The following is a 21733-nucleotide window of genomic DNA, read 5'->3' on the forward strand; positions in this document are numbered from 1 at the left end:
GCGCAAGCCTTTTTCACGCACAGGGACGGGCCGCCTCATGACGTTGATCTACAAGATTTCTCCGGGCAAGGACTGGCAACAGGCCGAGGCACGGGGGCGGTTTTCCGGTGCGCCGGTGGACCTGGCCGACGGGTTCATCCATTTTTCTGCGGCCGATCAGGTGCGCGAGACCGCGGCGAAGCACTTCGCCGGACAGGAGGGACTTGTCCTCGTCGCGATCGAGGCCGAGGCGCTGGGCGAGGGCCTGAAATGGGAGCCCTCGCGCGGCGGGGCGCTGTTCCCGCATCTTTACGGCGAGCTGGACATGTCGGCGGTGCGCTGGGTGCGCGCGTTGCCGCTGGGAGCGGACGGCGCCCACCTCTTCCCGGAGGCGCTGTGATGTTTTCCTCCGCCGTCGATGCGCTCGCCCGCAAGGCGCTCTTCTCGCTGGATGCGGAAACCGCCCACGGGCTGACCGTCAAGGCGCTGGCAAGCGGCCTGACGCCGGCCTGCAAGGTGCCGAGCGACGGCCGGCTGGCGGTGACGCTCGGCGATCTGACCTTTCCCAACCCGCTCGGCATGGCTGCCGGGTTCGACAAGAACGGCGAGGTGCCCGACGCGCTGCTGGCGCTCGGCTTCGGCTTCACCGAGGCCGGCACGGTGACGCCGCTGGCCCAGGCCGGCAATCCGCGCCCACGCGTCTTTCGCCTGCCTGCGGATCGGGGTGTCGTCAATCGCCTCGGCTTCAACAATGAAGGCCATGCGGCGCTGCGCGCGCGGCTGGCGGCGCGGCGCCATCGCGGCGGCATCGTCGGGGTGAATGTCGGGGCCAACAAGGACGCGGCCGACCGCATCGCCGACTATGTGGCCGGGATCGAGACCTTCGCCGATCTCGCGTCCTATTTCGCGGTGAACATCTCGTCGCCGAACACGCCGGGCCTGCGCGACCTGCAGGCGCGCGAGGCGCTGAAGGAGCTGCTCGGCCGGGTGATGGAGGCGCGGGAAGCGGCTGCCTCCCGCCACGGGCGTTCGGTGCCGGTGCTGCTGAAGATTGCGCCGGACGTGGACGAGGCGGGGCTCGACGACATCGCCGCCGAGGTGCTGGCCGCCGGCATCGAGGGGCTGATCGTCTCCAACACGACGCTGGCGCGAAATGGCCTCACCGACCGCAAGGGCGCGGCCGAGGCCGGCGGATTGTCGGGGCGGCCGCTGTTTCGCCGCGCGACCATCGCGCTTGCCCGCATGCGCCTGCGCGTCGGCCCGCGCCTGCCCATCGTCGGCGTCGGCGGCATCGACAGCGGCGAGGCGGCGTGGACCAAGATCACGGCCGGCGCCAACCTGCTGCAGCTCTATACGGGCCTTGTCTACGAGGGACCCGGGCTGGTCGGCCGCATCCTGACGCATCTGTCCGCCTGCCTCGACCGGCACGGCCTTGCCGACCTTAGCGAGGCGAGCGGCCGCAATGCGGAAGCCTGGGCCAAGGCCGACCCGGACGGGCAGGGGAACGTCTGAGGCGCCCTCAATAGGCGCTAGCGACGTCCCCGAGTTCCACGTAGACGGACTTCACCTGGCTGTAGTGCTCGATGGCGGCATGGCCGTTCTCGCGGCCGATGCCGGACTTCTTGTAGCCGCCGAACGGCATTTCGATCGGCGTCAGGTTGTAGGTGTTGATCCAGCAGGTGCCGGCATGCAGCGCGCCGATCACCCGGTGCGCGCGGGCGATGTCGCGGGTGAAGACGCCGGCGGCAAGGCCGAACTCGGTCGCATTGGCCCGCGCCACCGCTTCTTCCTCGCTCTCGAAGTCGAGCACGCACATGACGGGGCCGAAGATCTCTTCGCGGGCGATCGTCATGTGGTCGGCGACGTCGGCAAACACCGTCGGCTCGACGAACAGCCCGTCCGGAAAGCCCTGCACGGTGGCGCGGTTGCCGCCGCATACAAGTCGCGCGCCCTCGCGCCGTCCCGCCTCGATATAGCCGAGCACCTTGTCGAGCTGGGCTTGCGAGACCAGCGGGCCGGTGTCGACGCTCTCGTCCATCGGATCGCCGAGCCTTGCGCGGGCGGTGCGCTCGGTCAGCCTCTCGAGGAAGGCCTCCTTCAGTCCCTTCTGCACGAAGACGCGGGTGCCGTTCGAGCAGATCTGGCCGGAGGAGTAGAAATTGGCGTTGATCGCCGCCGACACTGCATTGTCGAGATGGGCATCGTCGAAGACGATCAGCGGCGACTTGCCGCCGAGCTCCAGCGTCACATGCTTGAGCGTGCGGGAGGCAATCTCGGCGACCTTCGTGCCGGTGGGGACCGAGCCGGTCAGCGAGACCTTGGCGACGTCCGGATGCTCGACCAGGTGCGCGCCGGTCTCGCCATAGCCCTGCACCACGTTGAACACCCCGTCCGGCAGGCCGGCTTCCTTGAAGATTTCGGCAAGCTTGAGCGCGCTGAGCGGGGTCAGCTCCGACGGCTTGAACACGACCGCATTGCCGCAGGCGAGTGCGGGTGCCGCCTTCCAGCAGGCGATCTGGATGGGATAGTTCCACGCACCGATGGCGCCGACGACGCCGAGCGGCTCGCGGCGGGTGTAAGCGAAGGACCCGCCGAGATCGATGTGCTCGCCGGTGAGGGTTGCGGCAAGGCCGCCGTAATATTCCAGGCAATCGGCGCCGGAGGCCGCGTCCGCCACAAGCGTTTCCTGCAGCGGCTTGCCGGTGTCCAGGGTCTCCAGCTCGGAGAGCTCCCGGTTGCGCTCGCGCAGCAGGTCCGCCGCGCGCCGCAGCACCCGACCGCGCTCGGCCGCCGGCGTTGCCGCCCAAACGCGGAAGCCGGAGCGGGCCGCAGCAACGGCCGCATTGACCGTCTCGGAGCCGGCCGCGCAGAGCCTGGCGATCACCTCGCCGGTCGCCGGATAGCGGTTCTCGATCGGCCGCCCATGCGGGTCTTCCTGATAGCTGCCGTTGATGAAATGCGAAGCGGGGGGCTGGGCACGCATGAACTCTCTCCTGGCGGACGCGAACCGGAACTTTACGAATGAGTGTGAGGCAAGTCTAAGGCGTCAACGCTGCGCTGTCCGCCAGTTCGGATGGATCCAAGGCTCCTTGTTGGAGCGCGGCAGCGGCTCGCGTCCCATGACTTGGTCGGCGATCTTCTCGCCGGCCATGATCGAGGGGGCGTTGAGATTGCCGTTGGTGATCTGCGGGAAGATCGAGCTGTCGGCAACGCGCAAGCCCTCGACGCCGATCACCCGGCCTTGCGGGTCGACCACCGCCATCGGATCGTCGGGCGCGCCCATGCGGCAAGTGCCGCAGGGGTGGTAGGCGCTCTCGGCGTGCTCGCGGATGAAGGCATCGAGCTCGGCATCGGACTGCACCTCGGCGCCCGGCTGGATCTCGCGGCCGCGATAGGGCGCGAAGGCTTCCTGGCCGAAGATCTCCCGCGTCAGGCGGATGGCGGCGCGGAAGTCCTCCCAATCCTCGGGGTGCGACATGTAGTTGAACAGGATCGAGGGATCGGCCATCGGGTCGGGCGAGGTCAGGGCCACGCGTCCGCGCGACTTCGAGCGCATCGGCCCGACATGCGCCTGGAAGCCGTGCCCCTCCGCCGCCGCCTTGCCGTCGTAGCGCACGGCGAAGGGCAGGAAGTGGTACTGGATATCCGGATACTCGATGCCGGCGCGCGAGCGGATGAAGGCGCAGGCCTCGAAATGGTTGGAGGCGCCGAGCCCGGTGCCGGTGAACAGCCACTGTGCCCCGATGATGGCCTTGGAGATCAGGTTCCAGTGCTTGTAGAGGGTGATCGGCTGGGTGCAGGCCTGCTGGATATAGAGCTCCAGATGGTCCTGCAGGTTGCCGCCGACGCCCGGACGGTTGGCAAGGACCGGCAGGCCGAGCGCGCTGAGCGCGGCGCCGTCGCCGATACCGGACAGCATCAGGATCTTCGGCGAGTTGATGGACGAGGCGGCAAGGATCACCTCGGCCGAGGCGCTCACCCGTTCGATGCGTCCGCCCTGCCGGTATTCAACGCCGGTCGCGCGCGCGCCCTCGAACAGCACGCGGGTGACGGTGACGCCCGTGAACAGGTGGATGTTGGGTCGCTTCAGCGCCGGACGCAGATACGCGTTGGCGGTGGACCAGCGCCGGCCCCGCCACACGGTCATCTCCATGTCGCCGAAGCCTTCCTGCTTCAGCCCGTTATAGTCCGGCGTCGTCTCGTAGCCGGCCTGACGCCCGGCCTCTACGAAGGCGGCATAGAGCGGATTCCACTTGGTGCCGCGGGTGACGTGCAGCGGACCGGAGGTGCCGCGCACGCCGGCCTCGCCGCCATGGCTCGTCTCCATCCGCTCGAAATAGGGGGCGACATCGGCATGGGACCAGCCGCGTGCGCCCATCTCCTCCCAGGTGTCGAAGTCGCGCGCATGGCCGCGCACATAGACCATGCCGTTGATCGAGGAGGAGCCGCCGATGACGCGTCCGCGCGGGGTCGCGAGCCGGCGCCCGCCGAGATGCGGCTCCGGCTCGCTCTGATAGCCCCAGTCGTAGCGGGACATGTTCATCGGGTAGCTGAGCGCAGCCGGCATCTGGATGAAGGGGCCGATATCCGATCCGCCGGCCTCCAGCACCAGAACCTTGTTGGCCGGGTCTTCCGACAGGCGATAGGCGAGGGCGGCGCCGGCCGAGCCGGAGCCGACGACGATATGTGTCGCGTCCTGCATGGGTCTATCCGTTCCCCTTGTGTGCGATGTCCGTGGCGGCCGGGGGGAGCGTGCCGAGCTGCCGCTCGACATAGTCCTCGACCCGGCGGATGGCGCTGCGCGGCTGCGGCGGGCCGTCCGCGAAGATGCGCTGCAGCCAGAGCCCGTCGATCATCGCCGCCGTACCCTCGGCCGCATGGCGGGCGCGCTCGCCGGGAATGAGCGCGGAAAAGGCATGGGCGAGGTTGGAGACGAGCCGCCGGTGGTAGATGCGCAGCAGGCGGCGCGTCTCGGCGTCGGTGCGCGCCTGCAGGTAGAAGGCGAGCCAGGCCGAGATCAGCGCCGGCTGGAACTGGGTCGGCGCGAAGCTGGCCGAGATCATCGCCGAGATGCGCGCGCGCGGACCCTCCGCCCCGGCCATACGCTCGCGCGTCTCGCGCGACAGGTCGGTGAGCAGGAATCGCATGGTGGCGTTGAGCAGCCCGGCCTTGGAGCCGAAATAGTGATGCGCGAGCCCGCCCGAGACACCGGCACGCCGCGCGATCTCCGCCATCGTCGCATCGCCGAAGCCGCGCTCGTGGATCGTCGCGACGGTCGCGTCGATCAAGGCCTTGCGGCGATGGGTTTCCATTCCGATTCGCGGCATGTCCGCTCCGTTTCCAGCCCGCCCCGTTCGTTCTGAAGGTTGCGATCCGCCCCGCCCGAGGCCGGGCGGCGTGTGCGGTCCTGTCCCTGAGATGCGCCGCCGGTCGAGGGGAGGGCAGGCCGCCGGCGGCAGCCGCTGCGTTGGTCCTCGGCGGCAGCCCGTCCACAGGGGCGTGCTGCGCGGCGGATGCGCTTTCCGGTCGGTGTCGGCCGGCGCGCCTTGCTCTTCAAGGAATAATTTTGATTGGCCGTTCAATCAATGAAAAAACGAAAAACGTGCGGGGAATTGCCTATTCCGCTCAAAAATGTTTTGATGCGCATCGAAACGGGCAGGGAGGTCCGGTTCGTTCGTGCCGGGCCCTTGCTGCCTGGCTGCAGCATTCGGCGAGCGCGTATCGCGCCCCGGTGCCGCGCCCTGGCGACCCCGTCGCCTCTGGCCGCCGGCCTTCGCTGCCGGTGTGCGGGACCTCCCGCCCCGCCCTTCGAACCCCTGCGCGCCGCGCTTGCCGCGGATCGCGCGTCGGGACCTCGTGCCGCCGCGCCCCTTGCGGCCGGCCCACCATCGGCGCAGGCGGACCTGCCGCTGCGCTGCAACCCCGCATGCGGGCCGGCCCTTCCGGTCGTCCCGCTCCGTCAGGAGGACACAAGCTGATGAAAACCCTTGCCCTGCGCTTCGGCGCCGCAGCCCTTGCCCTGGGCCTTGCCGCCCCCGCCGCCATGGCGGCGGAAGCCGAAGCCTGCAAGACCGTCCGCTTCTCCGATGTCGGCTGGACCGATATCACCGCCACCACCGCCACTGCCTCGGTCGTGCTGGGCGCGCTCGGCTACGAGCCCGACGTTAAGATCCTCTCGGTGCCGGTCACCTATGCCTCGCTGAAGAACAAGGACATCGACGTCTTCCTCGGCAACTGGATGCCGACCATGGAGGGCGACATCAAGGCCTATCGCGAGGACGGTTCGGTGGAGACCGTGCGCGCCAATCTGGAAGGCGCCAAGTACACGCTCGCCGTGCCGCAATACACCTATGACAAGGGCCTGAAGTCCTTCGCCGACATCGCCAAGTTCAAGGACGATCTCGACGGCAAGATCTACGGCATCGAGGCCGGCAACGACGGCAACCGCCTGATCATCGACATGATCGAGAAGGACATGTTCGGCCTGAAGGACTTCGACATCGTCGAGAGCTCGGAAGCCGGCATGCTGTCGCAGGTCTCGCGCGCGGTGCCGCGCAAGCAGGACGTGGTCTTCCTGGGCTGGGAGCCGCATCCGATGAACGCCAATATCGACATGGCCTATCTTGAGGGCGGCGACGAGGTGTTCGGCCCCAATCTCGGCGGTGCGACGATCTACACCAACGTGCGCGCCGGCTATGTGGAAGAGTGCCCGAATGTCGGCAAGTTCCTCCAGAACCTGGAGTTCTCGCTCCAGATGGAGAACGAGATCATGGGCGCGATCCTCAATGACGGCACCGAGCCGAACGCGGCCGCGACCGCCTGGCTGAAGGCCAACCCGGGCGTTGCCGATGCCTGGCTCGAGGGTGTGACCACCTTCGACGGCGGCGATGCCAAGGCGGCCCTGAAGGGCGCCCTCGGCCTCTGACCCATCCCGTTCGCCCGCGCGTGAGGCCTGAGGGCCTGCGCGCGCGGGCGGACCGCATTCGCCCTGCGGGCAGGCGGCAAGCTCCCGCACAAAATCACAAGAACGGACGGCGAGGCTGCGCGTGGACTGGCTCACCCAACACAAGATTCCCATCGGCTCCTGGGCCAAGGCCCTGGTCGACTGGCTCACCGCCAACGCCTATTGGGTGTTCGACGGCATCTCGGCGGTGCTCGAGACCCTGATCGACGGCATCTTATGGCTCCTGCAGGCCCCCGGCCCGGTCGCGGTCGTGATCGCCGCAACGGTGCTGGCCTATGTCGTGCAGCGGCGCGTCTCCTTCGCGCTGTTCGTCGCGGCGAGCCTGCTGCTGATCATCAACCAGGGCTACTGGACGCAGACGACCGAAACCCTGTCGCTGGTCATCGCCGCCTCCGCCGTGTGCATGGCGATCGGCGTGCCGCTCGGCGTTGCCGCCGCGCACCGGCCCAAGCTCTATGCCGCGATGCGCCCCGTCCTCGACCTGATGCAGACAATCCCGACCTTCGTCTATCTGATCCCGGCGCTGATCCTCTTCGGTCTCGGCATGGTGCCGGGCCTCATCGCCACGGTGATCTTTGCCATTCCTGCGCCCATCCGCCTGACCCAGCTCGGCGTTTCCTCCACCCCGCGCCAGCTGATCGAGGCGGGCGAGGCCTTCGGCGCCACCGGCTGGCAGCTGTTGTGGAAGGTGGAGCTGCCTTACGCGCTGCCGCAGATCATGGCCGGCCTGACCCAGACCATCATGCTGTCGCTGTCGATGGTGGTGATCGCCGCGCTCGTCGGCGCCGACGGGCTCGGCGTGCCGACCTTGCGCGCGCTCAACACCGTCAACATCGCGCAGGGCTTCGAGGTCGGCATCGCCATCGTGCTGGTGGCGATCGTGCTCGACCGCTTCTTCCGCAACCGCAACGAAGGGGAGGGCAGCCGATGACCGCCGCCGTTTCGTTCCGCAATGTCGACATCGTCTTCGGCAAGCGCCCCGAGACGGCGCTGCCGCTGATCGATGCCGGCCGCAGCCGCGCCGAGATCCAGACGGAGACCGGCCAGATCCTCGGCGTGGCCGGCGCCAGCTTCGACATCGAGGAGGGCGAGCTGATCGTGCTGATGGGCCTGTCGGGCTCCGGCAAGTCGACGCTGCTGCGCGCCGTCAACGGGCTGAACCAGATCACCCGGGGCGAGGTTCTGGTGCACAATGGCGAGGGCTCGGTGAACCCGTCCGCCTGCGCGCCGCAGGAGCTGCGCGCGCTGCGCCGCGGCCGCATCGCCATGGTGTTCCAGCAATTCGCGCTGCTGCCCTGGCGCACGGTGCGCGAAAATGTCGGCTTCGGGCTGGAGCTGGCCGGATTGCCGACGCGCGAGCGCCGGCGGAAGGTCGACGAGCAGCTGGAGCTGGTCGGCCTTGCCCAGTGGGGCGACAAGTATGTGCACGAGCTGTCCGGCGGCATGCAGCAGCGTGTCGGGCTGGCCCGCGCCTTTGCCACCGACGCGCCAATCCTCTTGATGGACGAGCCGTTCTCAGCGCTCGATCCGCTGATCCGCGGCCATTTGCAGGACGAGCTGCTGGCGCTGCAGGACAAGCTCAACAAGACCATCGTCTTCGTCAGCCACGATCTCGACGAGGCGGCCAAGATCGGCAACCGCATCGCCATCATGGAGGGCGGGCGGGTGATCCAGCTCGGCACGCCGCAGCAGATCGTGCGCAAGCCGGCGAGCGACTATGTGGCGGAGTTCGTGGCGCACATGAACCCGCTCGGGGTGCTGCGCGCCCGCGACATCATGCGTCCGCTGGGCGAGGGCGAGGCGAGCGGGCTGGACGGCGCGCCGCGCTGCGCGCCGAAGACGCCGGTGCGCGAGGTGATCGCCCTGAAGCGCTCCGCCGAGGCGCCGGTGCTGGTCTGCGACGGCGACACCCCGCTGGGGCTGGTCGGCGAGGGCGAGATCCTCGATTGCCTGCGCTAGAAGGTACTGCCGGCTAGGCCGGGAGCGCGGGAAAGGTCTCCCGCGCGCGCCGGCCGGTGATCGCCAGCAGCGAGAAGCCGCGCGCGGCAAGCAGGATGGTGAAGGCGAGCCACAGGCCGTGATTGCCGAGTATGGGGAAGGCGATCGCATAGGCGGCGAAGTAGAGCACCAGCGACAGCAGCATCATGTTGCGCATGTCGCGCGACCAGGTGGCGCCGATGAACACGCCGTCCATCTGGAACGCCAGCACGCCGAACAACGGCGTCGCCGCCGCCCAGCTTAAGTATGTGATCGCGACCTGGCGCACGTCCTCCGCCGTCGTCATCGCATGGATGAGCACCGGGCCGGCGAAGAAGAAGACCAGCGAAATCAGCCCGGCGAGCACATAGCCCCAGACGAGGCTGAGCTTGAGCGAGCGGTCGAAGGCCGGGCGGTAGCGCGCCCCGACCGCGCGGCCCGCAAGCTGCTCGGCCGCCGTTGCAAGGCCGTCGAGGAAGAAGCTCGCCACCATGAAGAGCTTCTCCAGGATGGCATTGGCCGCCAGCACGGTGTCGCCTTGCGCTGCCGAGCGCGACATGAAGAAGGCGAAGGCGGTAATCAACGCGAAGGAGCGGATCAGGATGTCGCCGTTGAGCGCCATCATCCGCTTGAAGCGCACCTTGTCGAAAACCTGCGCGCGGGTCGGGAGCGGCCGGCCCGACAGGGCGCGGGCGGCCAGCACCGTACCGGCCAGCGCGGTCAGCGCCTCGGCCGCGACGGTGGCAGCGGCAACGCCCGCGACGCCCCACTCGAAATACAGCACGAACAGCACGGACAGGGCGATGTTGAAGCCGTTCAGCCAGGTCTGCAGGCCGAGCGCGGTCATGGCCCGGCCGCGGCCGATGAACCAGCCCAGAAACGCGTAATTGGCGAGCGCCAGCGGCGCGGAGAAGGCGCGGATGGCGAAATAGCTGGTGGTCGCGGCCTGCACCTCGGGGCTGCCGCCCATCAGCCACAGGCCGGCGGAGAGCGCGGGCTGCTGCAGAACGATCACTACCGACCCGAGCACCACTGCCAGCAGCACGGCACGGAACAGCACGGCGCGCTCCTCCTCGCCGTCGCCCGCACCGGCGGCCTGCGCTGTGAGGCCCGTGGTGCCGGCGCGCAGGAAGTTGAAGCTGGTGAAGACGATGTCGAACAGCACGCCGCCGAGCGCGATGCCGCCGAGAAGCGCGGCATCGCCGAGCTGGCCGATCACCGCCGTGTCGACCAGACCGAGCAGCGGCGTCGACAGATAGGCGAGCGTCATCGGCACCGCGATGGCAAGCACGCTGCGGCTGGTCACGTCGAACGGGCGCACGGCGCCGGGCTGGCTCGTCATCTGGCTTGGCTCAAAATGTGGGGTGCAGGCGGGCAGGAGAGTCGTTTGGCCGGACGCTAGCGAACAGAGGTGGAACGGTCAAACGGGATGTGGCGGGCGGGCCCGTGCCGTGCTCGATCGTTCTGTCATACTCCTGCACGACGCTCTCCCGGCGTCTTCCCGGGCGAGCATCGCGAGACCCGGGATCGGGGAGGCAGGGCGCTGGTGGATCATCCGGGAGTGCATCCGAGACGCCCTGGCTCGCCGGTTCCGGGTCGCGGCTTCGCCTTGCCCGGAATGACGAAGGAGAGGGAGGAGGGGGTTACGGCGCGCTGTGCTCTCGTCTCAGCTTTCCCCCGCATGCTCCAGGATGTTGAGCAGACGTCCGTTCGGATCGCGCAGGAACAGGCGGCGCACGCCCCAGGGCTCAACGGCCGGCCCGTATTCGGGGCGAAGTCCGGCGCGTTCGATGCGGACGATCACCTCGTCGAGATCGTCCACCTCGATGGAGAGGTCCGGCACCGGCGTGCCCGAACCTCCTTGCGTGGCGATGCCGATCTGCGGGCGTGCCGGGCTCGGGGCTTCGGCGGCAAGGGTGACGAACCAGCCGTGGTCCATCACCGGCTCGAGATCGAGAATGTCCCGGTAGAAGGCCGTGGACGGCCCGGTATCGGTGACGGCGATATTCGCGACGATGCGCCTGACGGTCATGCGGTGCTCCCGTGATTGCTGCGGGAGAGGGTAGGCGATGGGGCGGCCCGTGCCTTGAAGAAATGTCGGATGGGGCGGGACAGCAGCAAGGCCATCCCGCCCGGGCTGCCTCAGATGGAGGCGGCGATGCGGGCGATCTCTGCCATGGTGGCGTCGCGCGTCTTGGCCTCGGCCTTGGGCATCTCGCAATAGGCGGTGACGATCAGCGCGCCGCGCCCGCTCGGCCAGGCGACGCCGATGTCGTTGGCGTGACCCTTGCCGCTGGTGCCGGTCTTGTCGCCGACCAGCCAGTCGGCGGGAAAGCCGGCGCGCAGGCGCGCATCGCCGGTCCGGTTGGTGACCATCCACGCGGTCAGCCGGTCGCGCGAGCGGCGCGACAGCGCATCCCCGAACAGCAGCTTGCGCAGGGTCTCCGCCATCGCTGCCGGCGTGGTGGTGTCGCGCTCGTCGTCGGGCCCGTCATGGGCATTGAGTGCCGGCTCCGTCCGGTCGTGACGGGTGGTCTCGTCGCCGAGCGAGCGGGCGAAGCCCGTCAGTGCGGCCGGGCCGCCGAAGCTTGCCAGCAGCAGATTGGCGGCGGTGTTGTCCGACAGCGTCATCGTCGCCTCGCACAGTTCGGCGACCGTCAGGCCGGGACCGCCGGCGTGCTTTTCCGTGCCCGGCGACCAGGACACCAGATCGCGCTTGGTGAAGGGAATGCGCCGGTCGAGCTGCTCCTCCTCCCGGTCGACGCGGGCGAGCACGAAGGCGGTGAGCATCAGCTTGAAAGTGGAGGCCATCAGAAACCGCTCATTCAGCCGATTGCCGAAGGTCTGCCCGCTGGCAACGTCATGGATGGCGATGCCGAGGCGGCCGCCCTGCTTGCTTTCCAGCGCGGCAAGGCGCCCCTCGATATCGGCGATATCGGCCGTGCCGGCGCGGGCGGGCATGGTCACGAGAGTGGTGCCGGCAGCCAGCGTCGGGGCGAGCAGAAGCGAGCCGGCAAGCGCCTGCCGGCGAGACAGTTTGAACATGGATTTCGTCTCCGTGGTGAAAGCGTGCGACCCGCGCCGGTCGGTGCCGGCGGCAGGTGGCGCTGGATGGCCTCCCAGCCTGCGGGAGCGATCATGCGCAAACACGAGACCCTCGCCAAACGATCAATTCTGGGATTAGACATGAGAAAATATTGGTCTTGGAGAAAAGCCCATGGACGTCTCGCAACTGCCGCTCAATGCGCTGCGCGCCTTCGAGGCTTCGGCCCGGCTCGGCAGCTTCACCCGTGCCGGGCTGGAGCTGCGGGTGACCCAGACCGCGATCAGCCATCAGGTGAAGGCGCTTGAGGACACGCTCGGCCTGACCCTGTTCAAGCGCCTGCCGCGGGGGCTCGCGCTCACCGACGAGGCGCAGGCCCTGCTGCCCGTGCTGACCGACGCCTTCCGCCGGATGAGCGCGACGCTGAGCCAGTTCGAGCAGGGCAATTTCCGCGAGATCCTGACCATCGGCGTCGTCGGCACCTTCGCCATCGGCTGGCTGCTGCCGCGTCTGGCGGGCTTTCGCGAGCGTAACCCCCATGTCGATCTACGGCTGAAGACCAACAACAACCGGGCCGACATGCTGCTCGACGGGCTCGACCTGTTCATCCGCTTCGGGGATGGCGCCTGGCACGCGACGGATGCGGTGCGGCTGATGGAGGCTCCGTTCTCGCCGGTCTGCGCGCCGCAGGTCGCGGCGCGGCTCCGGCAGCCCGCCGATCTGGCCGGCGAGGATCTGCTGCGTTCCTATCGGCAGGACGAATGGGCGGCCTGGTTCCGCATGGCCGGGCTCGAGCCGTTGCCGGCGCGCGGCTTCATGTTCGATTCCTCCAGAGCCCTGGTGGAGGCGGCATCGCTGGGGGCCGGCGTTGCCCTGGTGCCGGTCGCGATGTTTGCGCGCGAGATCGAGGAGGGACGGGTGATCCGCCCCTTCGCGGTGGACGCCTCGCTCGGCGCCTACTGGCTGACCTGGCTGAAATCGCGCCGGCAGACGCCGGCCATGCGCGCCTTTCACCAGTGGATCGCGGACGAGGCGGGCTGAGGACGCAGGCGTAGCTCCGGCTCAGGCCGAGTGCGGTCCCGGCTGAACCTCGACCGTGATGTGGGACAGCGCCGCGATCCGCGCGAGCCTTGCCTTGTAATGCGCCGGGTCCCTCGGCGCGTTCGACACCAAGGACACGATGGCGGCGTGGTGGCCGGGCCCGACCTGCCAGACATGCAGGTCGCAGATGCGGTCGCCTGTGGTCTCGATCGCCTTGCGGATCTCCTCCGGCAAGTGCTCGTCCTCGGGTGTGCGGTCCAGCAGCACCGCGCCGGTCGCGCGGATCAGGCCCCACGACCAGCGCGCGATGATCAGCGCACCGACGACACCCATCAGCGGATCGGCCCAGAGCCAGCCCTGGCTGCGTCCGAGCAGCAATGCGGCAATCGCGAGAACCGATGTCAGGGCGTCGGCCAGCACATGCAGGTAGGCGGCGCGCAGGTTGTTGTCGCGCGCCGGGCCGTGGCCGGAATGGTCGTGCGCGTCATGGTGGGCGTGGTCGTGATGATGATGGCCGTGATGGGAATGATGATGGCCGTGATGATGGTGACCATGATCGTCCCTGAGCAGCCAGGCGCAGGCGAGGTTCACCACCAGCCCGATGACGGCGACGGCAATCGCCTGCTCGAAGCTGATCGCCACCGGGTTGGCGAGGCGCAGCAGGCTTTCCCATCCGATCAGCAGCGCGACGAGCGCCAGCACGATGGCACTGGCGAAGCCGCCGAGATCGCCGAGCTTTCCGGTGCCGAAGCTGAAGCGCGGATCGTTGCGATGCCGGCGTGCGAACAGATAGGCAAGGGCGGTGATGAGCAGGGCGGCTGCGTGGGTGGACATGTGCCAGCCGTCGGCGAGCAGCGCCATCGAGCCGAAGAGCGTGCCGGCGGCGATCTCGACGACCATCATTGTTGCCGTGAGGGCAATGACCAGCCAGACACGCCGCTCGTTGCGCCGATGCTGCGAGCCGAGAAAGTCGTGTCCGTGCGTGTAGGTGGAGATGGTTTCGGGTGCCATTGCACTCTCCCGTCGCCGGCTGCCCGGCCTATTTGATGCCGGCCTATTTCATGTAGGTGCGGATGACCTCGAGCAGCTCCTCGCTGCCCTGCCGGCGCTCGGCCTCGGTCTGCGCGTGAAGAACATGCTCGTGAAGGTGGCCTTCCATCACTTCCGCGGTGAGGCCGCTCAGGGCGCCTCTGGCGGAGGCGAGCTGACGCAGGATTTCGGCGCAGGGCTTTTGGGCCTCCAGCGCGCGCTCGATGCCTTCGAGCTGCCCCTTGAGACGGCGAACCCGGGCAATCAGCTTCTGCCCGTCGCGAACGGTATGGGACATCGTGCCTGTCCGTGCCTTCCCTGTATAGTATAGGGGACTATATTATACGCGATCCGAAATGGGAAGTCCGGCCGCGCCTCGTGGTGTCTGACGCGTCATGCGGGGCAGAGGCGCACCGGTGAGGTCGGCTTTCGGGCGTGGCTGGACGGTGCGGGAGATCGAGGGTTGGCGCCGGATTTCCCTGCCTGAACCGATTGTCTCTTGAAATACGTGAGGACTCACGTATATAGACTGCAACAATCACGCAAATGGAAGGTTTCGTGTCATGAACGCGCTTGTCTTCACCCTTCTCGACATTGCCGGCCTCATCGAGAAGCGGCTCGACCGCCCGCTTGCCGGCGCTCGCGGCGTCAGCTTCCGCGAGTATCGCCTGCTCAAGAGCCTGTCGGACTTTCCCGGCAGCCGCGCCATGCGGGTGGAACTGGCCCAGTCCGTCGGCCTGACGCCCTCGGCGGTGACCCGCGCACTGAAGCCGCTCGAGAAGCTCGGCTACGTCGTCACGGAAAAGGGCGAGCGCGATGCCCGCCAGAGCCTGGCGCGGCTGACGCAGGCCGGCGAGGTCCTGCTTGCCGATGCCGATGCCATCGTTGCCGACGTGGTGGCCGGTCTGCCGGCCATGTCGATCAGCGAGGGCCAACTGGCCGAGTTGCATCGCGGCCTGGCCGGTCCGGCGGCGAGCCGGACGGTCCCCTTGAGGGCGGCCATCGTCTGAGACCCTGCAAGGTGCGGGGGCGTTCCGCCACGGGATGCCCCCGCACTGGTCTCCTGCGTCCTGCGGAGCGTATAAGCGTCTGTCCCCACTTGGTCTTGCAACCGGGTTCCGAGTTCCGCATGTCGCTCGCCATCGTCCATCATCCGGCCTATTGCGCCGATATCCCCGCCGCCCACCGCTTTCCGATGAACAAGTTCCGCCGCGTGGCGGAAGTGCTCGTCGAGGACGGGCTGGTCGCGCCGGACGGCTTTCACCGGCCGGCGCCCGCACCGGCGGAATGGATCGCGCTCGCCCATGACCGGGCCTATGTCGACCAGGTTTTCGCCGCCGATGTGCCGGCGCCCATCGCCCGCGAGATCGGCCTGCCGATGAGCGAGAGCGTCGGCTTCCGCGCCCGCTGCGCCACCGCCGGCACGGTGCTGACCGCGCTTCTGGCGCTGGACCGGGGCATCGCCTGCAACACTGCCGGCGGCAGCCATCACGCCCGCAGCTCGCACGGGGCGGGGTTCTGCGTCTTCAACGATGTCGCGGTCGCGATCCGCCTGCTGATGGCGGACCGGGCGATCCGGCGCGCCATGGTCGTCGATCTAGATGTGCATCAGGGCGACGGCACCGCGCAGATCTTTGCCGGCGACGAGGCGGTCTTCACGCTGTCGCTGCATGCGGCCCGCAACTATCCCGTCCGCAAGGTGCCCTCGACCCTCGACGTGCCGCTGGAGGACGGGCTGCGCGATGCGGCTTATCTTCAAGCGCTGGCGGATGTGCTGCCGGCAGCGCTTGCCGCCTTCCGCCCCGACATCGTCTTCTACAATGCCGGCGTCGACCCGCACGAGGAGGACCGGCTGGGCCGGCTGTCGCTGAGCGACGAGGGACTGGCCGCCCGCGACCGCTATGTCGTGGAACAGGTGCGCAAGGCCGGGGTCCCGCTCGCCGGGGTCATCGGCGGCGGCTATCTGGAGGATATCGACAGGCTGGCGCGCCGCCACACGATCCTGCACCGGGCAGCGGCAGAGGTCGCCTGAAGCCGCAAGGGGAGGGGCCGGCTCAGCTGCGCCGGCCGAGACTCATCAGCCGCAGCACCACCCACACCGGGATCACCACCATGGCGCCGAGCACGAAATAACCGCCGAGCTGGCCGAGCGCTTCGAAGCCGAGATCCCACAAGCGTCGGATGAAGGAGACGATCCCGTCGAAGATGTCGAGCGGGTACAGGCCGAGCGCCGACATCAGCACGCCGACGACGAAGGACAGGAACAACAGCTTGAGGATCACCCGGGCGGGAGAGTCTCCGAGAAAGCGGCTGATCGGGCTGTTGGACATGCGCTGGTTCCTGCAAAGGCTGCCGGGGGCTCGCAAGGCCTGCGCGCCATCCCGTGTCCCTGAGATGTAGGCGGGCGGGTGGCTCGGATCAAACGCAAAATCGTCTCCGCTCCTTTCGCGGCGCCCTATGTGATAATGTCAATATGATGCCACATTGGAGCGTGACATCTCGTGTCGCGGGATGCGGGCGATTCATGCGGCATTTGTCCGGATCGCTCAGGCTCGGGAGGCGGCGAGCCCAGATGCGTCCTCATTGCCGGCGGTCCTTTTCGGAGCGCCCGGACACGGCTCCAGCCCCGGTCAGGCGGAGCCGGAAAGCGAACCGACCGTCGAAGCCGAAGGCTCCGTGCCGCTGCGGCGCGGGGCCCGACAAGCCAGGAATGCCCGTCGACATGCCACTTCAGACCCTTGCCCTCTTGCGAAAGATCGCCGTCCTTGCGCTCGCCGCAGCGCCGCTGGTCGGCCTTTCCGCCCACCCCTCGAGTGCCGAGGCGCAGGACCTTTCCGTGACCGGTACATGGCGGATCGAGGCGCTTGCCGCGCCGGGCGGCGCGCTGGTCGATGTCGACCAGGGCCTGTCCAGCCGCACGGAAGTGACCATCGACCGCCACGGCATGTGGCTGGCCTCGGCCGGCTGCAACCGCCTGCGCGGCACGCTGCAGCAGATGGGGCACGCGCTCTCCGTCTCGACCCGCGTGATGGCCACGGAAATGGCTTGCGAGGGCCCGTCCGGCGATCTCGAGCGCCGGTTCCTGCATTTCTTCCCGGCCGTGACCCAGGTCGACGGCATCCCCGGACGCGTGCTGCTGCGCGACCAGTCCGGCGCGGCCGTGCTGCTGCTGGTCAACAAGTAGCATCGCCTGCCCGCAAGGACGCGGGGACAGGGCACTGCCCTGTTCGAAAAACGCAAAAGGGCGGCCGAGGCCGCCCTTCGCATTTGTGGTGAGGCGGAAAGCGGCGCCCTATGCCGCCTCGCGCTCGCCGGCATCCGGTCCCTTCTCGGGAGCGAAGCGCTCGTAGAAGCGGGCGTCGGTCTTGGCCATCTCCTTGAGCAGGCGGTTCGGCTTGAACCGCGGCCCCCACTTCTTGGTGAACTTGCGGCACAGCTCGGTAAAGGCGGCGGTGCCCATGCCGTCGATATAGGACAGGGTGCCGCCGGTGAACGGCGCGAAGCCGAAGCCGAGGATCGATCCGACATCCGCCTCGCGCACGTCCGTCAGGCAGTTCTCCTCGAAGATCCGCGCCGTCTCCAGCGCCTGCATGACGAGGAAGCGCTGCTTCAGCTCCTCCACGTCGAAGGCATCGGCGGGCTTGGGCTTGCCGACCACCTCGGGAATGCCGGGCCACAGCTTCTTGTCGCGGCCCTGATAGTCGTAGAAGCCCTTGCCGTTCTTGCGCCCGAACCGCTCGCGCTTCACCACCATCTCTTCCAGGATGTTGTCGAGCGGGCCTTCCACATACTTGACGCCGAGGTCCTTGCGCGTTGCCGAGACGATCTTCCAGGCAAGGTCCAGCGCCACCTCGTCGCCGAGCGACAGCGGGCCGACCGGCATGCCGGCCATGCGGCCGCAGTTCTCGATCATCGCGGCCGGAACCCCGTCGGCCAGCATCATCAGGCCTTCGCGGATATAGGTCATGACGACGCGCGAGGTGTAGAAGCCGCGCGAGTCGTTGACGACGATCGGCGTCTTCTTGATCGCCTTGATGTAGTCGAGCGCCATGGCCAGCGCCTTGTCGCCGGTCTTCTTGCCGAGGATCACCTCGACCAGCATCATCTTGTCGACCGGCGAGAAGAAGTGGATGCCGATGAAGTTCTTCGGCCGCTTCGAGGCCTCGGCGAGCGAGGTGATCGGCAGGGTCGAGGTGTTGGAGGCGTAGATCGCCTTCGACTTCAGCACCGCCTCGGCCTTCTCCGTGACGACGCGCTTGACCTCGCGGTCCTCGAACACCGCCTCGATGACCAGGTCGCAATCCGCCAGTGCCTCGTAGTCGGACGTTGCTGTGATGCGCGACAGCAGCGCCACCTTGTCGGCCTCGCTGGCCCGTCCGCGCTTGATCGCCTTGGAGACCAGCTCGTCGGAATGGGCCTTGCCCTTGTCTGCCGCCGCCTGGTCGCGGTCGATCAGCACCACGTCGATGCCGGCCTTGGCGGTGACATAGGCAATGCCGGCGCCCATGAAGCCGGCGCCGAGAATGCCCACCTTCCTAATGCGGTTCGGCTTGACCGAGGTCGGCCGGCGGGCGCCCTTGTTCAGCTCCTGCATGGAGACGAACAGCGAGCGGATCATGTTCGCCGCTTCCGGCGTCTGCAGCACATGGGCGAAGTAGCGGCTTTCCACCGTCAGCGCCTGGTCCATCGGCATCAAGAGGCCTTCGTAGACCGCCTGCAGCAGGGCCCGGGCACCGGGATAGTTGTCATGGGTCTCGCGCCGGTAGATGGCGTTGGCCGCCGGCCAGAACTGGAAGCCGGCCGGCGAGTAGATCCCCCCGCCCGGCAGGCGGAAGCCCTTCTGGTCCCACGGCTTGACCGGATCGACACCCGCTTTCAGCATCTTCACGGCCGCCGCCATCAGCTTCTTTGCAGGCGCGGTCTCGTCGATCAGCTTCATCGCCTTGGCCTGGGCAGCGTTCAGCGTCTTGCCCTGCAGCAGGAACTGCAGGCCCTGCTGGCTGTCGGCCATGCGCATGACGCGCTGTGTGCCGCCGGCGCCGGGGAAGAGGCCGACCTTGACCTCCGGCAGGGCCATCTTGAAGGCATCGTCCTCGGCCGCCACCCGCGCATGGCAGGCCAGAGCCAGTTCCGTCGCCCCGCCCATGCAGGTGCCGTTGATCGCCGCGACGAACGGCTTGCCGCAGGTCTCCAGCTTGCGGAAGATCTGCGACAGGCGCCGGGAGCCGTCGAACAGCATCCGCGCCGCCCCTTCCGGATCCTTCGCCCGCTTGGCATGGAAGTCGCGCAGCAGCCCTTCCAGCATGGTGAGGTCGGCGCCGCCGGAAAAGGCGGCCTTGCCCGAGGTGATGACGGCGCCCTTGACGGTCGCATCGCCCGCCACCGCATCGACGATGGCGTCCAGCTCGTCCATCACCGACATGTCGATGACGTTCATGCTCTTGCCCGGCATGTCCCAGACGATGTGGGCGATGCCGGCGTCGGTGGTCAGGGTGAAGTTCCTGTAAGCCATGTCGGCCTCCTGATGTCAGTGGCGCGTGCCGTTGTTGCGTTGGAAAAATGCGCTGCCGTGCGGGTGCGCCGGGTAAGCAAATGGCAATTTGGGGCTGGTAGAACGCGTTGAGGTAACAGGCTGCCAGCAGGAGAGTGCCGGATGAGCGGACAGTGCGAAGGATGCCGCGACGGCGCTCGCCTGGATTTCGACTTCACGATGGCGTTCCAGCCGATCATCGACCTCAACCGGAACCGGATATGGGGCTATGAGGCCCTGGTGCGCGGCATCGACGGGGAGTCCGCCGGGGCGATCCTCGGACGGGTCACTCCGGAAAACCGCTACCGTTTCGATCAGGCCTGCCGGGTCAAGGCGATCGAGCTTGCCGCCGAGCTTTTCGGCGACGGCGATACGCGGCTGTCCATCAACTTCATGCCCAACGCGGTCTACGATCCGGCCGCCTGCATCCGCACGACGTTGCTTGCCGCCGGCCGCGCCGGATTTGCGCTCGACCGGATCATGTTCGAGTTCACCGAAAACGAACCGATGATCGACACCGGGCATGTGAAGGGCATCATCGCGGAGTACAAGCGGCGCGGCTTCATCACGGCCATCGACGATTTCGGCGCCGGCTATGCCGGCCTGAAGCTTCTCGCCAATTTCCAGCCCGACCTGGTCAAGATCGACATGGACCTGGTGCGCGATATCGACACCAGCCCGGCCCGCCAGGCGATCGTTGCCGGCATCATCGGCATCTGCCGCCAGCTCGACATCACGGTGCTTGCCGAAGGTATCGAGACCGAGGCCGAGCTGACGGTGCTGCGAGCGGCGGGAATCTCGCTTGTGCAGGGCTACTACCTGGCACGTCCGACCCTGGCCGCGCTGCCCGCCTTCGACCGTGCAAAGGCCGTGCAGGTCGCCTAGCTCCGCCATTTCGCCGGGCCCCGTCACGCTCACACCCGCTCGATGATCGTTGCCGTGCCCATGCCGGCGCCGATGCACAGCGTCACCAGCGCGGTGTTGAGGTCCTGCCGCTCCAGCTCGTCGAGCACCGTGCCGAGGATCATCGCGCCGGTCGCTCCCAGCGGATGGCCCATGGCGATGGCCCCGCCGTTGACGTTGACGATGGCCGGGTCGAGGTCGAAGGCCTGCCGGTAGCGCAGCACCACCGAGGCGAAGGCCTCGTTGATCTCGAACAGGTCGATGTCCTTCAGCGACATCTTCGCGCTGGCGAGCAGCTTCTCGGTGACGTCCACCGGCCCGGTCAGCATCAGGGCGGGCTCCGAGCCGATATTGGCGAAGGCGCGGATGCGCGCGCGCGCCGTCAGGCCGGCCTTGCGCCCGGCCTTGCGGTTGCCGATGAGAACAGCGGCGGCCCCATCTACGATGCCCGACGAGTTGCCCGCGTGGTGCACATGGGTGAGCGAGGCGAGTTCGGGATGGGCCTGGATCGCCACCGCATCGAAGCCGCCCATCTGGCCCATCATCTCGAAGGACGGGTTCAGGGCGGCCAGCGACTGCATGTCGGTCTCGGGCCGCATGTGCTCGTCGCGGCCGAGGATGGTCAAGCCGTTGATGTCGCGCACCGGCACGACGGAGCGGGAGAAATAGCCCTTGTCCCAGGCGTTGGCGGCGCGCTTCTGGCTTTCCACCGCGTAGCCGTCGACGTCATCGCGGGAGAAGCCGTACTTGCTGGCGATGAGGTCGGCCGAAACGCCCTGCGGCATGAAGTAGGAGGGCAGGGCGACCTGCGGATCGACCGGCCAGGCGCCGCCCGAGGCGCCGATGCCGATGCGGCTCATGGACTCCGCGCCGCCCGCGACGACGAGATCGTGCTGGCCGGCCATGACCTGCGCCGCGCCGAAGTTCACGGCATCGAGACCGGAGGCGCAGAAGCGATTGAGCTGGACGCCCGGGACCGCGTGGTCGTAGCCGGCTGCGAAGACCGCGGCGCGGGCGATGTCGCCGCCGGCCTCGCCGACCGGATCGACGCAGCCAAGGACCACATCGTCGACGAGCTTCGTGTCGAGCCCGTTGCGCTCGCGCAGCGCCTTGAGCGGTTCGGCCGCCAGCCGCACCGCCGGCACCTCATAGAGGGAGCCGTCCTTCTTGCCGCGCCCGCGCGGCGTGCGAACATGGTCGAAAATCAGTGCGTCGGCCATCAATGCCTCCTTGATCCGTCCTGCCGTTCGGCCCCTTCAAGGGGCGG

At 68.1% G+C, this 21733-nt stretch carries 21 protein-coding genes; 10 read left to right on the plus strand and 11 right to left on the minus strand.

Annotated elements, in window-relative coordinates; genetic code table 11:
- Window positions 1–37: 37 nt before the first annotated feature.
- Both H7H34_RS04995 and H7H34_RS05000 read left to right on the plus strand, forming a co-directional pair.
- Window positions 38–379, plus strand: coding sequence for a DUF952 domain-containing protein (locus H7H34_RS04995; RefSeq protein ID WP_185924443.1), 342 nt, complete (start codon window positions 38–40; stop codon window positions 377–379).
- Entirely contained in the window at window positions 379–1491 is a 1113-nt protein-coding gene (locus H7H34_RS05000; protein WP_185924444.1) for a quinone-dependent dihydroorotate dehydrogenase, read from the plus strand. The genes H7H34_RS04995 and H7H34_RS05000 overlap by 1 nt, the downstream gene beginning before the upstream one ends.
- A gap of 7 nt (window positions 1492–1498) precedes the next feature.
- Here the strand turns inward: H7H34_RS05000 and betB are convergent, their stop codons facing one another.
- The 3 genes from betB to betI all read right to left on the minus strand — a co-directional run bounded on the left by betB (window position 1499) and on the right by betI (window position 5306).
- Window positions 1499–2962 carry a betaine-aldehyde dehydrogenase gene (gene betB, locus H7H34_RS05005; RefSeq protein ID WP_185924445.1) on the minus strand — a complete coding sequence of 488 codons (1464 nt, stop codon included), beginning with the start codon at window positions 2960–2962 and terminating at the stop codon, window positions 1499–1501.
- A gap of 63 nt (window positions 2963–3025) precedes the next feature.
- Window positions 3026–4681 (minus strand): choline dehydrogenase, encoded by a 1656-nt coding sequence (betA, locus tag H7H34_RS05010; RefSeq protein WP_209006159.1) that lies wholly within the window; start codon window positions 4679–4681, stop codon window positions 3026–3028.
- Window positions 4682–4685: 4 nt separating this feature from the next.
- Window positions 4686–5306: a transcriptional regulator BetI gene (gene betI, locus H7H34_RS05015; RefSeq protein ID WP_120268814.1), complete on the minus strand. Its 621-nt coding sequence runs from the start codon at window positions 5304–5306 to the stop codon at window positions 4686–4688.
- A gap of 650 nt (window positions 5307–5956) precedes the next feature.
- Here betI and H7H34_RS05020 point away from each other — a divergent pair.
- From H7H34_RS05020 to choV, 3 genes are all read left to right on the plus strand, one after another.
- Window positions 5957–6904: a choline ABC transporter substrate-binding protein gene (locus tag H7H34_RS05020; RefSeq protein ID WP_185924446.1), complete on the plus strand. Its 948-nt coding sequence runs from the start codon at window positions 5957–5959 to the stop codon at window positions 6902–6904.
- A gap of 121 nt (window positions 6905–7025) precedes the next feature.
- On the plus strand, window positions 7026–7874 hold the full coding sequence (choW, locus tag H7H34_RS05025; protein WP_067221049.1) for a choline ABC transporter permease subunit: 849 nt from the start codon (window positions 7026–7028) through the stop codon (window positions 7872–7874).
- The gene (choV, locus tag H7H34_RS05030; RefSeq protein WP_120268817.1) at window positions 7871–8902 is read left to right on the plus strand and encodes a choline ABC transporter ATP-binding protein; all 1032 of its coding nucleotides are present in this window, start codon (window positions 7871–7873) and stop codon (window positions 8900–8902) included. Before choW ends, choV begins: the two co-directional genes overlap by 4 nt.
- A 13-nt stretch (window positions 8903–8915) precedes the next feature.
- Here the strand turns inward: choV and H7H34_RS05035 are convergent, their stop codons facing one another.
- From H7H34_RS05035 to bla, 3 genes are all read right to left on the minus strand, one after another.
- The gene (locus H7H34_RS05035; RefSeq protein WP_120268818.1) at window positions 8916–10262 is read right to left on the minus strand and encodes an MATE family efflux transporter; all 1347 of its coding nucleotides are present in this window, start codon (window positions 10260–10262) and stop codon (window positions 8916–8918) included.
- A 324-nt stretch (window positions 10263–10586) separates the two neighbouring features.
- Window positions 10587–10952 (minus strand): VOC family protein, encoded by a 366-nt coding sequence (locus H7H34_RS05040; protein WP_185924447.1) that lies wholly within the window; start codon window positions 10950–10952, stop codon window positions 10587–10589.
- Window positions 10953–11062: 110 nt separating this feature from the next.
- The gene (gene bla / locus H7H34_RS05045) at window positions 11063–11965 is read right to left on the minus strand and encodes a class A beta-lactamase (protein ID WP_185924448.1); all 903 of its coding nucleotides are present in this window, start codon (window positions 11963–11965) and stop codon (window positions 11063–11065) included.
- A gap of 172 nt (window positions 11966–12137) precedes the next feature.
- Here bla and H7H34_RS05050 point away from each other — a divergent pair, with 172 nt between their 5' ends.
- Entirely contained in the window at window positions 12138–13004 is an 867-nt protein-coding gene (locus tag H7H34_RS05050; protein ID WP_185924449.1) for a LysR family transcriptional regulator, read from the plus strand.
- A 21-nt stretch (window positions 13005–13025) separates the two neighbouring features.
- On the opposite strand, the gene dmeF is transcribed toward H7H34_RS05050, so the two are convergent.
- Both dmeF and H7H34_RS05060 read right to left on the minus strand, forming a co-directional pair.
- Window positions 13026–14015, minus strand: a complete 990-nt coding sequence (dmeF, locus tag H7H34_RS05055; protein WP_185924450.1) for a CDF family Co(II)/Ni(II) efflux transporter DmeF — start codon at window positions 14013–14015, stop codon at window positions 13026–13028.
- 43 nt (window positions 14016–14058) lie between these two features.
- Window positions 14059–14331: a metal/formaldehyde-sensitive transcriptional repressor gene (locus H7H34_RS05060; protein ID WP_120268823.1), complete on the minus strand. Its 273-nt coding sequence runs from the start codon at window positions 14329–14331 to the stop codon at window positions 14059–14061.
- 265 nt (window positions 14332–14596) lie between these two features.
- Between H7H34_RS05060 and H7H34_RS05065 the strand changes: the two genes are divergently transcribed.
- Both H7H34_RS05065 and H7H34_RS05070 read left to right on the plus strand, forming a co-directional pair.
- Complete coding sequence (locus H7H34_RS05065) at window positions 14597–15043, plus strand: MarR family winged helix-turn-helix transcriptional regulator (RefSeq protein WP_120268824.1); 447 nt, start codon at window positions 14597–14599, stop codon at window positions 15041–15043.
- Window positions 15044–15162: 119 nt separating this feature from the next.
- Window positions 15163–16065, plus strand: a complete 903-nt coding sequence (locus H7H34_RS05070) for a histone deacetylase family protein (RefSeq protein WP_185924451.1) — start codon at window positions 15163–15165, stop codon at window positions 16063–16065.
- Window positions 16066–16087: 22 nt separating this feature from the next.
- Here H7H34_RS05070 and H7H34_RS05075 read toward each other — a convergent pair whose 3' ends face one another.
- A complete protein-coding gene (locus H7H34_RS05075) occupies window positions 16088–16363 on the minus strand; it encodes a DUF6460 domain-containing protein (RefSeq protein ID WP_120268825.1) in 276 nt (91 codons plus the stop codon).
- A 392-nt stretch (window positions 16364–16755) separates the two neighbouring features.
- Between H7H34_RS05075 and H7H34_RS05080 the strand changes: the two genes are divergently transcribed.
- On the plus strand, window positions 16756–17217 hold the full coding sequence (locus tag H7H34_RS05080) for an META domain-containing protein (protein WP_158592680.1): 462 nt from the start codon (window positions 16756–16758) through the stop codon (window positions 17215–17217).
- Window positions 17218–17325: 108 nt separating this feature from the next.
- On the opposite strand, the gene H7H34_RS05085 is transcribed toward H7H34_RS05080, so the two are convergent.
- Window positions 17326–19545, minus strand: coding sequence for a 3-hydroxyacyl-CoA dehydrogenase NAD-binding domain-containing protein (locus H7H34_RS05085; protein ID WP_185924452.1), 2220 nt, complete (start codon window positions 19543–19545; stop codon window positions 17326–17328).
- A 141-nt stretch (window positions 19546–19686) separates the two neighbouring features.
- Between H7H34_RS05085 and H7H34_RS05090 the strand changes: the two genes are divergently transcribed.
- A complete protein-coding gene (locus H7H34_RS05090; protein WP_185924453.1) occupies window positions 19687–20448 on the plus strand; it encodes an EAL domain-containing protein in 762 nt (253 codons plus the stop codon).
- Window positions 20449–20477: 29 nt separating this feature from the next.
- Here the strand turns inward: H7H34_RS05090 and H7H34_RS05095 are convergent, their stop codons facing one another.
- The gene (locus tag H7H34_RS05095) at window positions 20478–21686 is read right to left on the minus strand and encodes an acetyl-CoA C-acetyltransferase (RefSeq protein ID WP_185924454.1); all 1209 of its coding nucleotides are present in this window, start codon (window positions 21684–21686) and stop codon (window positions 20478–20480) included.
- Window positions 21687–21733: the final 47 nt, after the last annotated feature.

It is taken from the genome of Stappia sp. 28M-7 (assembly GCF_014252955.1).
Taxonomy (GTDB): Bacteria; Pseudomonadota; Alphaproteobacteria; order Rhizobiales; family Stappiaceae; genus Stappia.

Bases quoted from the DNA above. Each gene is read 5' to 3' on its own strand.
- H7H34_RS04995 (WP_185924443.1), top strand. From the start codon at position 38: ATGACGTTGATCTACAAGATTTCTCCGGGCAAGGACTGGCAACAGGCC.
- H7H34_RS05000 (WP_185924444.1), top strand. From the start codon at position 379: ATGTTTTCCTCCGCCGTCGATGCGCTCGCCCGCAAGGCGCTCTTCTCG.
- betB (WP_185924445.1), bottom strand. From the start codon at position 2,962: ATGCGTGCCCAGCCCCCCGCTTCGCATTTCATCAACGGCAGCTATCAG.
- betA (WP_209006159.1), bottom strand. From the start codon at position 4,681: ATGCAGGACGCGACACATATCGTCGTCGGCTCCGGCTCGGCCGGCGCC.
- betI (WP_120268814.1), bottom strand. From the start codon at position 5,306: ATGCCGCGAATCGGAATGGAAACCCATCGCCGCAAGGCCTTGATCGAC.
- H7H34_RS05020 (WP_185924446.1), top strand. From the start codon at position 5,957: ATGAAAACCCTTGCCCTGCGCTTCGGCGCCGCAGCCCTTGCCCTGGGC.
- choV (WP_120268817.1), top strand. From the start codon at position 7,871: ATGACCGCCGCCGTTTCGTTCCGCAATGTCGACATCGTCTTCGGCAAG.
- H7H34_RS05035 (WP_120268818.1), bottom strand. From the start codon at position 10,262: ATGACGAGCCAGCCCGGCGCCGTGCGCCCGTTCGACGTGACCAGCCGC.
- H7H34_RS05040 (WP_185924447.1), bottom strand. From the start codon at position 10,952: ATGACCGTCAGGCGCATCGTCGCGAATATCGCCGTCACCGATACCGGG.
- bla (WP_185924448.1), bottom strand. From the start codon at position 11,965: ATGTTCAAACTGTCTCGCCGGCAGGCGCTTGCCGGCTCGCTTCTGCTC.
- H7H34_RS05050 (WP_185924449.1), top strand. From the start codon at position 12,138: ATGGACGTCTCGCAACTGCCGCTCAATGCGCTGCGCGCCTTCGAGGCT.
- dmeF (WP_185924450.1), bottom strand. From the start codon at position 14,015: ATGGCACCCGAAACCATCTCCACCTACACGCACGGACACGACTTTCTC.
- H7H34_RS05060 (WP_120268823.1), bottom strand. From the start codon at position 14,331: ATGTCCCATACCGTTCGCGACGGGCAGAAGCTGATTGCCCGGGTTCGC.
- H7H34_RS05065 (WP_120268824.1), top strand. From the start codon at position 14,597: ATGAACGCGCTTGTCTTCACCCTTCTCGACATTGCCGGCCTCATCGAG.
- H7H34_RS05070 (WP_185924451.1), top strand. From the start codon at position 15,163: ATGTCGCTCGCCATCGTCCATCATCCGGCCTATTGCGCCGATATCCCC.
- H7H34_RS05075 (WP_120268825.1), bottom strand. From the start codon at position 16,363: ATGTCCAACAGCCCGATCAGCCGCTTTCTCGGAGACTCTCCCGCCCGG.
- H7H34_RS05080 (WP_158592680.1), top strand. From the start codon at position 16,756: ATGCCACTTCAGACCCTTGCCCTCTTGCGAAAGATCGCCGTCCTTGCG.
- H7H34_RS05085 (WP_185924452.1), bottom strand. From the start codon at position 19,545: ATGGCTTACAGGAACTTCACCCTGACCACCGACGCCGGCATCGCCCAC.
- H7H34_RS05090 (WP_185924453.1), top strand. From the start codon at position 19,687: ATGAGCGGACAGTGCGAAGGATGCCGCGACGGCGCTCGCCTGGATTTC.
- H7H34_RS05095 (WP_185924454.1), bottom strand. From the start codon at position 21,686: ATGGCCGACGCACTGATTTTCGACCATGTTCGCACGCCGCGCGGGCGC.